Origin of the sequence: Sulfitobacter sp. CB2047, from assembly GCF_000735125.2 — a bacterium.
Classification (GTDB): domain Bacteria; phylum Pseudomonadota; class Alphaproteobacteria; order Rhodobacterales; family Rhodobacteraceae; genus Sulfitobacter; species Sulfitobacter pontiacus.
In genome coordinates, this window is record NZ_CP072613.1 from 1,135,205 (window position 1) to 1,147,987 (window position 12,783).

Consider the following 12,783-nt stretch of genomic DNA (forward strand, 5'->3'; position numbering starts at 1 on the left):
GGCCTCCTGTATTTTCCCTTTATGGATCGGAGCTTTCTATGACGCAGGTTAAATCCGGCGATACTGTTGCTATTCACTACACTGGTACCCTGCTTGACGGCAGCACCTTCGACAGCTCGGAAGGGCGCGAGCCTTTGGAGTTCACGGTCGGGTCCGGCCAGATCATCCCCGGCCTCGACAGCGCGATGCCCGGCATGGAAGTCGGCGACAAGAAAGTCGTCAAGATCGGCAGCGCAGAGGCCTACGGCGATGTGAACCCCGAGATGCGTCAGGCCGTGCCACGCGAAGGCATCCCTGCGGATATCCCGCTGGAAATTGGCACGCAGCTGCAGATGCAAACCCCGGACGGGCAGGCGATGCCGGTGATGGTTGTCGAGGTTGACGACGCCACTGTGACCCTTGACGCCAACCACCCGCTGGCGGGCAAAGACCTGCAGTTCGACATCGAACTGGTAAAAATCGCCTGAACCAGGCCCATACAGTCCGGCGCTTTTGATCGCGCCGGACTGTCTTGTCCTAAGAAACCGCTCGAAACCTCGCGCGCCGCGCAGTAAGCAGCGGTTATGGACAGTCAAAACACCTTCGACATTTTTATCGTGGCCACCCCCGGTCTGGAAGACATGCTTCTCGCCGAGGTGACAGAGAAAGGCTTTGCCAATCCTGTGGCCTCGCCCGGCGGGATCACGGTGCAGGGCGGCTGGCCCGAGGTCTGGCGCGCGAACCTGCAACTGCGCGGTGCCTCGCGCGTGCTGGCGCGGATCGGGTCCTTCATGGCGTTCCATCTGGCGCAGCTGGACAAACGCGCGCGCAAGTTCCCCTGGCGCGATGTGCTGCGCGCCGATGTGCCGCTGCGGGTGCAGGTGACCACGAAAGCCTCTAAAATCTATCACGCCGGTGCCGCGACTCAGCGGATTGAAACCGCCTTGCGCGAAAGCCTCGGGGTTACGATTTCGCCCGAGGCGGCTCTCGTGCTCAAGGTCCGGATCGACGACAATGTGGTGACCATCAGCCTCGATACCTCGGGCGATGCGCTGCACAAACGCGGCCACAAGGAAGCCGTGGGCAAAGCGCCGATGCGCGAAAATCTGGCCTATCTGATGTTGCGTCAGGCGGGGTACACGGGCACCGAGACGGTGGTCGATCCGATGTGCGGCTCGGGGACCTTCGTGATCGAGGCGGCCGAGATCGCCATGGGCCTCAACCCCGGCCGCTCGCGCCATTTCGCTTTCGAAGACCTCGCGAGCTTTGATGCTGACCAATGGGCCGCCATGCGCGACACCCCCGCCACATCCACGCCGCTGCGTTTCTATGGTTCTGACCGTGACGCGGGTGCCGTCCGGATGAGCCGTATGAATGCCGAACGGGCCGGGGTGGCCGATGCCGTGACCTTCGAAAACCATGCCGCGGGGGAGCTGTCCCCGCCCGACAGCCCACCTGGCATTGTCATGGTGAACCCGCCCTACGGCGGGCGCATCGGCAACAAGAAACTGCTTTATCCGCTGTATGGCACGCTCGGCCAAACGCTGCTGACCCGCTTTAAAGGCTGGCGCGTCGGTCTTGTCACGTCCGAGCCGCCCTTGGCCAAAGCAACCGGCCTGCCGTGGAAACCCCAAGGCGCTGCTATCGCCCACGGCGGTATGAAGGTCTGGCTCTACCAAACCCCGCCCCTGCGCTAAACGCGACGGCCCTTTCCAGACGCGCCGCGCCATTTCCAAATGGTCTGAAATCCCGGGGTCCGGGGCAGAGCCCCGTAAATAGAACTTTGTGGCAGCGCCCCGGTCCGCCAGTACCGTTAAAGGTTCTCCGCCTGCGGCATCCCCAGCACATGGAACCCGCCATCCACGCGGATGATCTCGCCCGTTGTGCAAGCACCGGCATCCGAGGCCAGATAGACCGCTGTCCCGCCAACCGCTTCCAACGTCGCATTGGCGCGCATGGGGGCGTTTGTGTCGGTGTGTTTATAGGTCTTGCGCGCCCCGCCAATCGCGGCACCGGCAAGCGTTTTCATCGGGCCGGGGCTGATCGCGTTGACGCGGATGCCTTCGGGGCCCAGATCATTCGCCAGATAGCGGGTGGCGCTTTCCAGTGCGGCCTTTGCCACGCCCATGACGTTGTAGTTGGGCGTCACGCGGTTTGATCCCATATAGGTCAGCGTCAGCAGGGTGCCGCCATTCTCGACCATCAGCGGGTGCGCACGGCGGGCGATCTCGATGAAGGAATAGGCCGAGATATCCATCGAGTTTTTGAAGTTCGCGCGGCTGGTGTTCAGGAAGCGGCCAGTCAGCTCGGACTTGTCGGAAAAGGCGATGGCGTGGACGACGAAATCGATCGTGGGCCAACGCGCGCCCAACTGCTCGAACGCGGCATCAAGCGAGGCGTCGTCGGTGACATCGACATCGACCATGAAGTCCGACCCTACACTCTGCGCCAGAGGTTCGAGACGCTTCCCAAAGGCCTCGCCTTGATAGGTGAACGCCAGTTCCGCACCGGCTTCAGCCATCGACTTGGCAATGCCCCAAGCGATGGAGCGTTCGTTCGCGACACCCATGATCAGGCCGCGTTTTCCTTTAAGCATGTCTGACATCTGCTGCCCTTACTCTTGGAATTTGGAAAGGATCATCGATCCGTTGGTGCCGCCGAACCCGAAGGAGTTGGTCATCACCGAATCCAGACCGGCATTGTCCACACGCTCCAGCGCGATTTCGGACGGGTCCAGTTTCGGGTCCAGATCAACGACGTTGATGGATTTGGCGATAAAGTCATTCTTGAGCATCAGCAGGCAGAAGATCGCCTCTAGCGCGCCGGCGGCGCCTTGGGCGTGGCCGGTCATCGACTTGGTCGAGCTGACGGGAGGCGTGCTGCCTTGGCCGAAGACACGACGGACCGCTTCGATCTCGCCCACGTCGCCGACGGGTGTGGAGGTACCGTGCGCGTTGATATAGCCGACCTTGCGGCCCTCGGGCAGGGTTTCCAGTGCCAAGCGCATGGCGCGTTCGCCGCCCTCGCCGGACGGGGCCACCATGTCATGACCATCGGATGTCGCCGCATAGCCGGTGACTTCGGCATAGATCGTGGCACCGCGCGCCTTGGCGTGCTCAAGCTCTTCGAGCACCAGCATGCCGCCGCCGCCCGAGATGACGAACCCGTCGCGGTTGGCGTCAAAGGCGCGGCTCGCGGTTTCGGGGGCGTCGTTATATTTGCTGCTCATCGCGCCCATGGCGTCGAACAGGCAGGACAGAGTCCAGTCAAGCTCTTCGCCGCCGCCAGCGAACATCACGTCCTGTTTACCCAGCATGATCTGTTCCGCCGCGTTGCCGATGCAATGCAGCGAGGTAGAGCAGGCCGAGGTGATGGAATAGTTGATGCCCTTGATCTTGAAAGCGGTGGACAGGTTCGCGCTGACGGTGGAGGACATGCATTTCGGCACGGCGAACGGCCCGATCCGCTTGGTCGCGCCGGTGTCGCGCACCACGTTGTGCGCGGTGAACAGCGCCGATGTCGACGGCCCGCCAGAGCCCGCCACAAGGCCGGTGCGCGGGTTGCTGATCTGGTCTTCGCTCAGGCCCGCATCCGCGATGGCCTGCTGCATGGCGATATAGGCATAAGCCGCACCGCCGCCCATGAAACGCAGCGCGCGTTTGTCGATGTGGTCGGCCACATCAATCTTGAGCGTCCCTGCAACGCGGCTGCGAAAGCCGTGCTCTGTCATTTCGGGGCTGGCGACGATGCCGCTGGTCCCGTCTTTCAGCGATGCCAGAACTTCTTCTGCATTGTTTCCGATGGACGAGACAATTCCCAATCCTGTGACGACGACGCGGCGCATGGGCTGCACTCCCTTGATCTGTGTGGGGCGGGTGCCCTCTTGATGCTGCGCGGCCCGCACGCTTGTCGCGGGGCCGCACGTTCGTTTCCCGTTTGCCGCCTATGGGGCGACAAATCAAGTCATCAGTCTGTCTGGATGATCAGCAAGGTGATCCGAGCGATGATCTGACGGGTGGGCTTAGCTCTCGCTCAGCGCGACCTTCATGTCCTTGACCTGATAGATCACTTCGCCGTCGGCTTCGACGATGCCATCGGCAACGCCCATGGTCAGGCGGCGGGTCTGGATCGCTTTGGTAAAGTCGATCTTGTAGGTCAGCATCTTGCGGTCAGGGCGTACCATGCCGGTCAGTTTGACTTCGCCCACGCCAAGCGCATAGCCGCGCCCCTGCCAGCCGCGCCAGCCCAGGTTAAAGCCGGTCAGCTGCCACAGACCATCCAGGCCAAGGCAGCCGGGCATGATCGGGTTGCCGGGGAAGTGGCAGTCAAAGAACCACAGGTCCGGCGTGATGTCGAATTCCGCAGTGATGTGGCCTTTGCCATGGGCACCGCCATCGGCGGAGACGTCTGTGATCCGGTCCATCATCAGCATCGGCGGGGCGGGCAGCTGCGCGTTGCCTTCGCCGAAAAGCTCGCCACGGGCGCATTTGAGCAGGGCTTCTTTGTCAAAGCTGGTGGGGTAGTCGGCCATATTATCGCGGCTCCTGAGGGCTGAATTTCAAATCCCGGCAGGTTTAGCATTGCGCGCCGCAGGCCCGCAAGGGCGCAGGCACACCACATTTACGCGACGGCGAAAGGCGGCGCTGGCAAGAGTTTCCGGATTTCCGTTTGAAAACCGCCCCCATTGCCCCTTATATATAGCGCATGAGAGGGACTTATAGCCAATGACCCAAACAACACAGCAGATCAGTTCTGAGTGGCTTGCCAAGGCGGGCCTGCGCCCCACGCGGCAGCGCATGACGCTGGCGCATCTGTTGGTAGGCGATGGTCAGCACCGCCATGTCACCGCCGAAAGCCTGTTTGACGCGGCCAAGGGGCAGGGCGATGCCGTGTCGCTGGCAACAGTCTACAACACCCTGCGCGCCTTTTGCGACGCGGGGCTGATGCAGGAAGTCACGGTTGACGGGTCCAAAAGCTATTTCGATACCAACACCCATGATCACCCCCATTTTTTCTGGGAGGACGAGGCACGCCTGTCCGATGCGCCCTCTGACCAGTTGGTGATCGCGCAACTGCCCGACGCCCCCGAAGGGGCCGAGATCGCCTCGGTCGATGTGGTGATCCGTCTGCGCCGCAAGGGTTAGGGCTGTTCGGTCTGGGGCACGGTTTTTACCGGTCCCCTGCGTTCAGAACCACTGCCCCGGTTCCATCAACCCCAGATCCAGCAGTTGGCGAGAATGCCATTCAAACGGCGCGGAGTTGTGCCATTTGAAGCTGGCGATACGATCCCTGCTGCCCGGGTTGGACTTGAGCGCCTTGGCCGTGCGGAAAGAACAGATCGACGCCGTGATATTGTGGTGCCACGGGCAGGCGTAGGTGTTGTATTCTTCATCCGTGAAGGTGTGATCGTCCCGCATCCGCAAGCCGGGCTTGGCGCGGAACAGCGAGATACGGTCGATCTTGCGCCTTGCGGCGGGCACATGTTCCTCGAACCGCCAACGCAATCCGCCAAAGAAATCAAGTTGCCGTTCTTTGGGGTGGTTGTCCGGCGTGCCGTCAGGCCGCGCCAGCGCGTAATAGCCGGACCGGTCCAGAAAGGCGTTGTCCAGCGATACCGCGTTCGGGGCGGCACCTAGATCATCTGCATAAAGATCAACGACATAGGTGAGCATTGCATCGCGGCGCTCTTCCGTGTGAAAGGCCAGCAACTCCCCCACGGTGCGCGTTTCGCAGAAAGGGTAGAACAGATATTCGGCGTTGTAGCAGGTATAAAGCCATTGCCCCGGTGCCGCCTCGATCACGGCGTTTACGGCATTTTCCAGCGCGCCCTCGCGGTCCATGTCGTAGTCCACGCGCAGCACGCCTTTGCTTTCGGCGACATCACGGGCCAGCGCGAAGCTGGCGGGCATAAAGGCGACAACGGTGGCAAAGCCAAGCTGCTGGTGGTGGCGCAGCGTCGTCTCGATCTCTATCGCGTCCTCGACCATGATGAGGGCAATGGGCCCCTTGCTCAGCACCGCTTTGCTGTCACTGATAAAATGGTCAAGACTGCGGTACTGCATGACACCCCGGCTCTATTTGTACTGTGCCTTAAATCTGTCAAATCGGGACGCATTGCAAGAGAACGCTGGCGCTGTTAGACCGCGCTTTTGCACCTTTGATCAACGGACCCTGCCATGACCGCGCCAAAAAAGCTGTTCATCAAGACCTACGGCTGCCAGATGAATGTCTACGACAGTGAACGTATGGCCGAGTCTCTGGGCGATAACTACGTCGAGACAAAGACCGCAGCTGACGCCGATATGATCCTGCTGAACACCTGTCACATCCGTGAAAAGGCAGCAGAAAAAGTCTATTCCGAACTGGGCCGCCTGAAGCCTCTTAAGGAACTGAACCCCGATCTGAAGATTGGCGTCGCAGGCTGTGTGGCGCAGGCCGAAGGGGCAGAGATCATGCGCCGTCAGCCGGCCGTCGATCTGGTCGTGGGGCCGCAATCCTATCACCGACTTCCCGCGATGGAGGCGCGCGTGCGCTCTGGCAAAACCGCGCTTGATACGGATTTCCCCGAAGAGGATAAATTCGAAAAGCTGAAAGGCCGCGGCAAAGCGACGCGTGCGCCTTCTGCGTTTCTGACCGTGCAGGAAGGCTGCGACAAATTCTGCGCCTTCTGCGTGGTGCCCTATACCCGCGGGGCCGAAGTCTCGCGCCCCGCGACCCGCGTGCTGACCGAAGCGCGCGAACTGGTAGAACGCGGCGTGCGCGAAGTCACCCTGCTGGGTCAGAACGTCAACGCCTATCACGGCGTGGGGGAAGAGGGGGCGGATTACACGCTTGCCCGCCTGATCAAGGAGTTGGCCAAGATCGACGGGCTAGAGCGTATCCGCTACACCACCAGCCACCCCAACGATATGGACGACGCGCTGATCGCCGCCCATGGCGAGATCGACAAGCTGATGCCCTATCTGCACCTGCCCGTGCAATCCGGCTCGGACCGTATCCTCAAGCGGATGAACCGCAGCCACACCGCCGAAAGCTATCTGCGGCTGATCGAACGCATCCGCGCCGCGCGCCCCGATATCGTGATGTCGGGTGATTTCATCGTCGGCTTCCCCGAAGAAACCGACGCAGATTTCGAAGCCACGATGGAACTCGTCCGCGAGGTGAAATACGGCTACGCCTATTCGTTCAAATACTCGACCCGTCCCGGCACCCCCGCCGCCGAACGCCCGCAGGTAGAACCCGCCATAGCCGACGAACGCCTGCAGCGCTTGCAAGGGCTGATCACCGGTCAACAGCGCGAGATCCAGAACAGCATGGTGGGGCGCGATGTTTCTGTTCTTGTCGAAAAAACGGGCCGCGAGGCGGGGCAGATGGTGGGGAAATCCGAATACCTCCACTCTGTGCATATCGACGAGGCGCAGGCCGAAATTGGCGACGTTGTTCGCGTCAGAATCGTTGACGCCAAAACCAATTCGCTGACGGCACGTCAGATTTAGGTGTCACCGGTCGCGATTTGCCCGCAATGATTGTAGACCAAAACGACTGCAATGGCCGGAAAATGGCGTAAGTGTGGCAGTAATATAGTAAATATGGCCGCATTCGCGCTTCACAGAAGCGCGTTTACCTCTTAATCTCACAACATATAGCGGACGACCGTGGTGCCTGGGGTATCTGTGGGTCTTCCGACCGGGGGACAGTAAGAAAAGGACGAGGGCTGTGTTTAATACAATTTCCAAGGGGCTACGGCTGTTTGCGGGCACGATGATTGCCGCAACATTCGTGCTTCAGGCATCTGCTGCCGATGCACAAACAAGATCTCAACAGGGCCGCGACAAGGGCCAGTATATTCCAACGATCTGGGTTGACCCCGATGGGTGTGAACATTGGGTCATGGATGACGGTGCCGAAGGCTATATGACACCGCATGTCACCCGTCAGGGTATTCCGGTCTGCCGCCGGGGTAACGTCTGCGGCGTGATGAATACGGACCAGTTCTTCAACACCGACAGCTACCGTGTGCACCCGCAGGGCCGCGCCCGTCTGGCTGAATTCTTCAAGACCACGGGTGCCGTGTCCTATATCATCAGCGGGCACACAGACAGCCGCGCGTCGGATGCCTATAACATGAAGCTGTCGCTGAACCGTGCCAATGCGGTTGCCAGCATCGCCCAGCAATCGGGGGCCCGCATTGCGGATGTCCGCGGCTATGGCGAACGGATGCCAGCGGCGTCCAATGGCACAGCGGGCGGTATGGCCAAGAACCGCCGCGTCGAAATCATCTGCATTCGCTAAGGGGACAGTAACGTGATGAAAGCTAAGATTATGATGGTCACCGCCTGCGCCCTGACACTGGGTGCCTGCGCTGACTACGAAGGCCGGGGCTATCCCGCCGATAAAACCGTCGACCGTGGCTTTGACAAAAAGCACCTGAGCCAGCTTCAGGCCGGCATCTGGGTCGATCCCAACGGCTGCGACCACTGGATCATCGACGATGGCGTCGAAGGCTACCTGAGCCAGCGACTGGACAAATACGGCAAGCCGGTCTGCTCTGGCGTGGCCCAGCCCACATATACGGCGGGCGACTTCAAAGGCGGCTCGCGCGTCCGAGATCCCAACTGATCTTGCGACCACTCCTGCACATAGGATCGGGCCGGCGCGTTTTACGCTCCGGCCCTTTTTTGTCGGCTCAAAGGGGTACATAGTTTGAATATGGGACCCATATTAATCCAAAGACACCTCCAATTAGGAAAACGCTTTGCCATCTAGTGACACAATGACGCCTCCCGCTTCTCACGCGCAGCAACTTGAATTTCCGGACAACCGGCTTCTGATCGATCTCTGCGGCCCCTATGACGCCAACCTGACCGCCGTAGAGACGGCGCTTGAGGTCCAGATCGTGCGTCGGGGCAACCACCTGTCGGTGATGGGAGAGGAAGACGCGACCACCCGCGCGGCCTCAGTGCTCGAAGGGCTTTATGCCCGGTTGGAAGGCGGCCGCAGTGTGGAGCCCGCCGATGTCACCAGTTTGCTACGCATGGGTGATTCAGCGGCTGGGACGGGTGCGCGCCCGGGTGACCAGATCGAGATGCCGAATTTGGGTGGCGTCGAAATCCAGACCCGCAAGAAACGCGTCGAACCCCGCACGGCTGCGCAGAAAGCCTATGTGCAATCACTGTTCGACAACGAACTGGCCTTCGGCATCGGCCCTGCCGGTACGGGTAAAACCTATCTTGCGGTGGCCGTCGGCGTGTCGATGTTCATTGGTGGCCATGTGGACCGTATCATCCTGTCGCGCCCTGCCGTGGAGGCGGGGGAGAAGCTGGGCTACCTGCCCGGTGACATGAAAGACAAGGTCGATCCCTACATGCAGCCACTTTATGACGCGCTGAATGATTTCTTGCCCGGCAAGCAACTGGCCAAGCTGATCGAAGAGAAAAAGATCGAGATCGCGCCGCTGGCCTTCATGCGCGGGCGCACCCTGTCCAACGCCTTCGTCGTGCTGGACGAGGCGCAGAACGCGACCTCGATGCAGATGAAGATGTTCCTGACCCGTCTGGGCGAAGGCTCGCGGATGGTGATCACCGGTGACCGGACCCAGATCGACTTGCCACGCGGCGTGCCATCGGGCTTGCAAGACGCGGAACGGCTGCTCAAGACGATCCCCAAGATCAGCTTCAACTACTTCACCTCGAAAGACGTGGTGCGCCACCCGCTCGTGGCCGCGATCATCGAAGCCTATGAAGCAGATGCAGGCCACGCGTGATGCCCGGCTGCTTCATTTTGCCAGATAAACTCCGGGGGGCCGGGGGCTGGCCCCCGGTGGGGCGCTGATGCAGGCGCTTGACGTGATGGAGGAAGACCCCCGTTGGGCCGGTCTGGACCTTGATACCCTATGCCCCCGCGCGATGCGCGCCACATTGGCGCATCTGTCGCTGGATGCCGACACCGCCGAGGTGACGGTGCTGGCCTGCGACGATGCACATATCGCCACGTTGAACGCAGATTTCCGCGACAAGCCCACGCCGACAAATGTGCTCAGCTGGCCCGCCGAGGAACGCGGTGCCGCGCGCGACGGCGAACTTCCGCTGCCGGTCACGCCGGGGTTCGACAATATGCTGGAACTGGGCGACATCGCGATTTCATTTGACACCTGCCACGCCGAGGCAGAGGCCGCAGGCCGCCCGATGGCCGATCACGTGACCCATTTGATCGTGCACGGGCTGCTTCACCTGTTGGGGTATGACCACGAACGGGACGGGGATGCGACCCTGATGGAACGGTTAGAGGTAGAAATACTTGGCAAATTGGGGTTGGATGACCCATATAGAGACGACGCAGTGCAACCGCCTGCCTAAACACATAAAGACAGGACCCGATGGGCGACACAGACGGATCATCTGAGGCGGCGCAGAGCGCGCAGTTGGAAGACATCATACCGGCCTCCGAGGCCGAAGAAACCGAAGACACCCCGAAATCCGGTGGCTTCTTTTCCCGGGTCATGGGCGCACTCAGCGCGTCGGACAACGAGGAAGAGGAGGAGATCACCGCGGCACAGACTGACAGGCTGTCCACCCGCGGCATGATGAACCTGCGCCGGATGCGGGTGGATGATGTGGCGGTGCCCAAGGCGGATATCACCGCCGTGCCGGTGACCTCGACGCTGGATGAACTGGTCGGCGTGTTCAAGGATAGCGGTCTGACGCGCCTGCCGGTGTATGACGGCACGCTCGATACCCCCGTTGGCATGGCCCACCTCAAGGATCTGGCTCTGACCCACGGATTTAATGGCCGAAACACCGAATTTGACCTTCAGGCGATGCTGCGTCCCTTGCTGTTCGTGCCGCCGTCCATGACCATTGGCGTCTTGCTGACCAAGATGCAGGCCGAACGGCGCCATATGGCACTGGTGATTGACGAATACGGCGGCGTCGACGGGCTGGTCACGATCGAGGATCTGATCGAACAGGTCATCGGCGAGATCGAAGACGAGCACGACGTGGACGAAGGCAAATACTGGACGGTCGAAAAGCCCGGCTGCTACCTTGCGCTGGCCAAGACGCCTCTGGATGATTTCGAGGCCGAGATTGGTCATTCTCTAACCGACCACGATGATGTTGACGAAGAAGAGATCGACACGCTTGGCGGGTTGGTCTTCATGCTGTCGGGACGGGTGCCGGCACGTGGCGAAGTGGTCGTGCATCCCGATGGCCCCGAGTTCGAGGTGATCGACGCCGATCCGCGCCGGATCAAGCGTTTGCGCGTGCGTATGGCCGGATCTCACTGATGACATTGCGCAGTGCCGCTTGGATGCGGTTCGGGGCCGCGGTGCTTGCGGGCGTTGTCGCGGCCTTTGGGCAGGCACCCTATGACCTGCCGCTGGTCTTGCTGGCTGCACTTGCGGCTGTTCTGTTGATCTACCGCGCTGCTGCAACGCCCCGGCAGGCCGCAGCGCTCGGCTGGGGCTTTGGCTTTGGCTACTTCTTGCATGGATGGTCGTGGCTGGTATCGCCCTTCATGGTCGACCCTGAACGCTATGCCTGGATGGCACCTTTTGCTGTGGCGGGGCTGACGGGCGGTTTGGCGTTGTACTGGGCTTTGGCGTTCTACGTGTCCCGCCGGTTGTCGGCACAGGTCTGGCCGCTGATCTTCGTCCTGCCCGCCGCCGAAATGCTGCGCGGTTATCTGTTCACCGGCTTCCCTTGGGGGATGTTCTCTCAGTCTTTGGTCAACCATTGGCCGGGGCAGGGGCTTGCGCTGGTGGGGCCCTACGGCATGACCCTTGCCTTTGTCGCGCTGGCTGTGGCGATGGTGCAGCGCGCGCGGGGGCCGTTGCTGCGGCAGGGCGCTGTCTGGGGCGCGCGGGTCTTGGGCGTGGCGGCGTTGACGGTGCCCTTTGGAGGGCGCGACGCTCCGGTTACCGACCATATGATCCGTATGGTGCAGCCGAACGCGGCGCAGAAAGACAAATGGGACCCCGTCAAAATTCCCGAATTCTTTGATCGTCAGCTGGCGCTGACCGCTGCGCCGCCTGCGCAGGGGGATGCGGCGCCTGATCTGATACTCTGGTCCGAAACCGCCATCGCGTGGCCGCTTGATTTGGCCCATGGCGCGCTGACCTATATCAGCGAAGCCGCAGCCGGTACGCCTGTGGTGCTGGGGGTGCAGCGGCGCGACGACATGGCCTATTACAACTCGGCCGTGTTGCTGGGGCCAGACGCCGAGGTTGTGCAGACCTATGACAAGCACCACCTCGTGCCCTTTGGCGAATATATCCCCTTTGGCGACCTGTTGGGCCGTATCGGTCTGCGCGGCATGGCGGCGCAGTTTGGCAGTGGGTTTTCCTCGGGTCCGGGGGCAGATTTGATGGATCTGGGGCCCTTGGGCCAGGCGCTGCCCCTGATCTGCTACGAGGCCGTCTTTGCGCGGGACGTTAACGCCGCACCGGCGCGGCCTGCGTTCTTGATGCAGCTCACGAATGATGCGTGGTTCGGCAAGAGGCAGGGGCCGTTGCAGCATCTGGCTCAGGCCCGGATGCGCGCGATAGAACAAGGTCTGCCCATGGCACGCGTCGCCAACACGGGCGTTTCGGCGATGATTGACCCCTGGGGCCGCATCACAAAGAGTTTGGCCCTGAACGAGGCAGGCTTTCTGGATGCCCCTCTGCCCGCTCCACGCCCTGCGACACCCTATAGCAGATGGGGCGAATGGCCGTTTCTTTTCATCACTTTGGCGGGGTTTGCTCTTGTTATCCTGCGCCGACGACGCAACTTAAAGTTTGACCAAAGGGGCAGGCAAAGCTAAGCC

Annotated in this window: 14 protein-coding genes; 10 read left to right on the top strand and 4 right to left on the bottom strand. The window is 61.3% G+C overall.

Annotated elements, in window-relative coordinates; genetic code table 11:
• Window positions 1-38: 38 nt before the first annotated feature.
• On the top strand, window positions 39-467 hold the full coding sequence (locus IV89_RS05565) for a peptidylprolyl isomerase (protein WP_005849439.1): 429 nt from the start codon (window positions 39-41) through the stop codon (window positions 465-467).
• 96 nt (window positions 468-563) lie between these two features.
• Window positions 564-1,676 carry an N-6 DNA methylase gene (locus IV89_RS05570; RefSeq protein ID WP_037944705.1) on the top strand — a complete coding sequence of 371 codons (1,113 nt, stop codon included), beginning with the start codon at window positions 564-566 and terminating at the stop codon, window positions 1,674-1,676.
• A 116-nt stretch (window positions 1,677-1,792) separates the two neighbouring features.
• Here IV89_RS05570 and IV89_RS05575 read toward each other — a convergent pair whose 3' ends face one another.
• The 3 genes from IV89_RS05575 to fabA all read right to left on the bottom strand — a co-directional run bounded on the left by IV89_RS05575 (window position 1,793) and on the right by fabA (window position 4,510).
• On the bottom strand, window positions 1,793-2,584 hold the full coding sequence (locus IV89_RS05575) for an enoyl-ACP reductase (protein ID WP_037944703.1): 792 nt from the start codon (window positions 2,582-2,584) through the stop codon (window positions 1,793-1,795).
• A gap of 9 nt (window positions 2,585-2,593) precedes the next feature.
• On the bottom strand, window positions 2,594-3,823 hold the full coding sequence (gene fabB / locus IV89_RS05580; RefSeq protein WP_005849436.1) for a beta-ketoacyl-ACP synthase I: 1,230 nt from the start codon (window positions 3,821-3,823) through the stop codon (window positions 2,594-2,596).
• Window positions 3,824-4,000: 177 nt separating this feature from the next.
• Window positions 4,001-4,510: a bifunctional 3-hydroxydecanoyl-ACP dehydratase/trans-2-decenoyl-ACP isomerase gene (fabA, locus tag IV89_RS05585; RefSeq protein ID WP_005849435.1), complete on the bottom strand. Its 510-nt coding sequence runs from the start codon at window positions 4,508-4,510 to the stop codon at window positions 4,001-4,003.
• 193 nt (window positions 4,511-4,703) lie between these two features.
• Here fabA and irrA point away from each other — a divergent pair, with 193 nt between their 5' ends.
• Window positions 4,704-5,123 (top strand): iron response transcriptional regulator IrrA, encoded by a 420-nt coding sequence (gene irrA, locus IV89_RS05590; protein WP_005849434.1) that lies wholly within the window; start codon window positions 4,704-4,706, stop codon window positions 5,121-5,123.
• A gap of 42 nt (window positions 5,124-5,165) precedes the next feature.
• On the opposite strand, the gene IV89_RS05595 is transcribed toward irrA, so the two are convergent.
• A complete protein-coding gene (locus IV89_RS05595) occupies window positions 5,166-6,041 on the bottom strand; it encodes a glycosyltransferase family 2 protein (RefSeq protein WP_037944702.1) in 876 nt (291 codons plus the stop codon).
• A gap of 114 nt (window positions 6,042-6,155) precedes the next feature.
• Between IV89_RS05595 and miaB the strand changes: the two genes are divergently transcribed.
• From miaB to lnt, 7 genes are all read left to right on the top strand, one after another.
• A complete protein-coding gene (miaB, locus tag IV89_RS05600) occupies window positions 6,156-7,475 on the top strand; it encodes a tRNA (N6-isopentenyl adenosine(37)-C2)-methylthiotransferase MiaB (protein ID WP_037944700.1) in 1,320 nt (439 codons plus the stop codon).
• Between the two features lie 220 nt (window positions 7,476-7,695).
• Window positions 7,696-8,271, top strand: coding sequence for an OmpA family protein (locus IV89_RS05605; protein ID WP_005849431.1), 576 nt, complete (start codon window positions 7,696-7,698; stop codon window positions 8,269-8,271).
• A 15-nt stretch (window positions 8,272-8,286) separates the two neighbouring features.
• Window positions 8,287-8,598 (top strand): hypothetical protein, encoded by a 312-nt coding sequence (locus IV89_RS05610; RefSeq protein ID WP_005849430.1) that lies wholly within the window; start codon window positions 8,287-8,289, stop codon window positions 8,596-8,598.
• A gap of 154 nt (window positions 8,599-8,752) precedes the next feature.
• Complete coding sequence (locus IV89_RS05615; protein ID WP_037944699.1) at window positions 8,753-9,742, top strand: PhoH family protein; 990 nt, start codon at window positions 8,753-8,755, stop codon at window positions 9,740-9,742.
• Between the two features lie 67 nt (window positions 9,743-9,809).
• Window positions 9,810-10,334 (top strand): rRNA maturation RNase YbeY, encoded by a 525-nt coding sequence (gene ybeY / locus IV89_RS05620; RefSeq protein ID WP_037944698.1) that lies wholly within the window; start codon window positions 9,810-9,812, stop codon window positions 10,332-10,334.
• 20 nt (window positions 10,335-10,354) lie between these two features.
• Window positions 10,355-11,263, top strand: a complete 909-nt coding sequence (locus tag IV89_RS05625) for a hemolysin family protein (protein WP_037944697.1) — start codon at window positions 10,355-10,357, stop codon at window positions 11,261-11,263.
• Entirely contained in the window at window positions 11,263-12,780 is a 1,518-nt protein-coding gene (gene lnt, locus IV89_RS05630) for an apolipoprotein N-acyltransferase (RefSeq protein WP_037944696.1), read from the top strand. Before IV89_RS05625 ends, lnt begins: the two co-directional genes overlap by 1 nt.
• Window positions 12,781-12,783: the final 3 nt, after the last annotated feature.

Coding starts and splice junctions, on each gene's coding strand:
- IV89_RS05565 (WP_005849439.1), top strand. CDS start 39: ATGACGCAGGTTAAATCCGGCGATACTGTTGCTATTCACTACACTGGT.
- IV89_RS05570 (WP_037944705.1), top strand. CDS start 564: ATGGACAGTCAAAACACCTTCGACATTTTTATCGTGGCCACCCCCGGT.
- IV89_RS05575 (WP_037944703.1), bottom strand. CDS start 2,584: ATGTCAGACATGCTTAAAGGAAAACGCGGCCTGATCATGGGTGTCGCG.
- fabB (WP_005849436.1), bottom strand. CDS start 3,823: ATGCGCCGCGTCGTCGTCACAGGATTGGGAATTGTCTCGTCCATCGGA.
- fabA (WP_005849435.1), bottom strand. CDS start 4,510: ATGGCCGACTACCCCACCAGCTTTGACAAAGAAGCCCTGCTCAAATGC.
- irrA (WP_005849434.1), top strand. CDS start 4,704: ATGACCCAAACAACACAGCAGATCAGTTCTGAGTGGCTTGCCAAGGCG.
- IV89_RS05595 (WP_037944702.1), bottom strand. CDS start 6,041: ATGCAGTACCGCAGTCTTGACCATTTTATCAGTGACAGCAAAGCGGTG.
- miaB (WP_037944700.1), top strand. CDS start 6,156: ATGACCGCGCCAAAAAAGCTGTTCATCAAGACCTACGGCTGCCAGATG.
- IV89_RS05610 (WP_005849430.1), top strand. CDS start 8,287: ATGAAAGCTAAGATTATGATGGTCACCGCCTGCGCCCTGACACTGGGT.
- IV89_RS05615 (WP_037944699.1), top strand. CDS start 8,753: ATGACGCCTCCCGCTTCTCACGCGCAGCAACTTGAATTTCCGGACAAC.
- ybeY (WP_037944698.1), top strand. CDS start 9,810: ATGCAGGCGCTTGACGTGATGGAGGAAGACCCCCGTTGGGCCGGTCTG.
- IV89_RS05625 (WP_037944697.1), top strand. CDS start 10,355: ATGGGCGACACAGACGGATCATCTGAGGCGGCGCAGAGCGCGCAGTTG.
- lnt (WP_037944696.1), top strand. CDS start 11,263: ATGACATTGCGCAGTGCCGCTTGGATGCGGTTCGGGGCCGCGGTGCTT.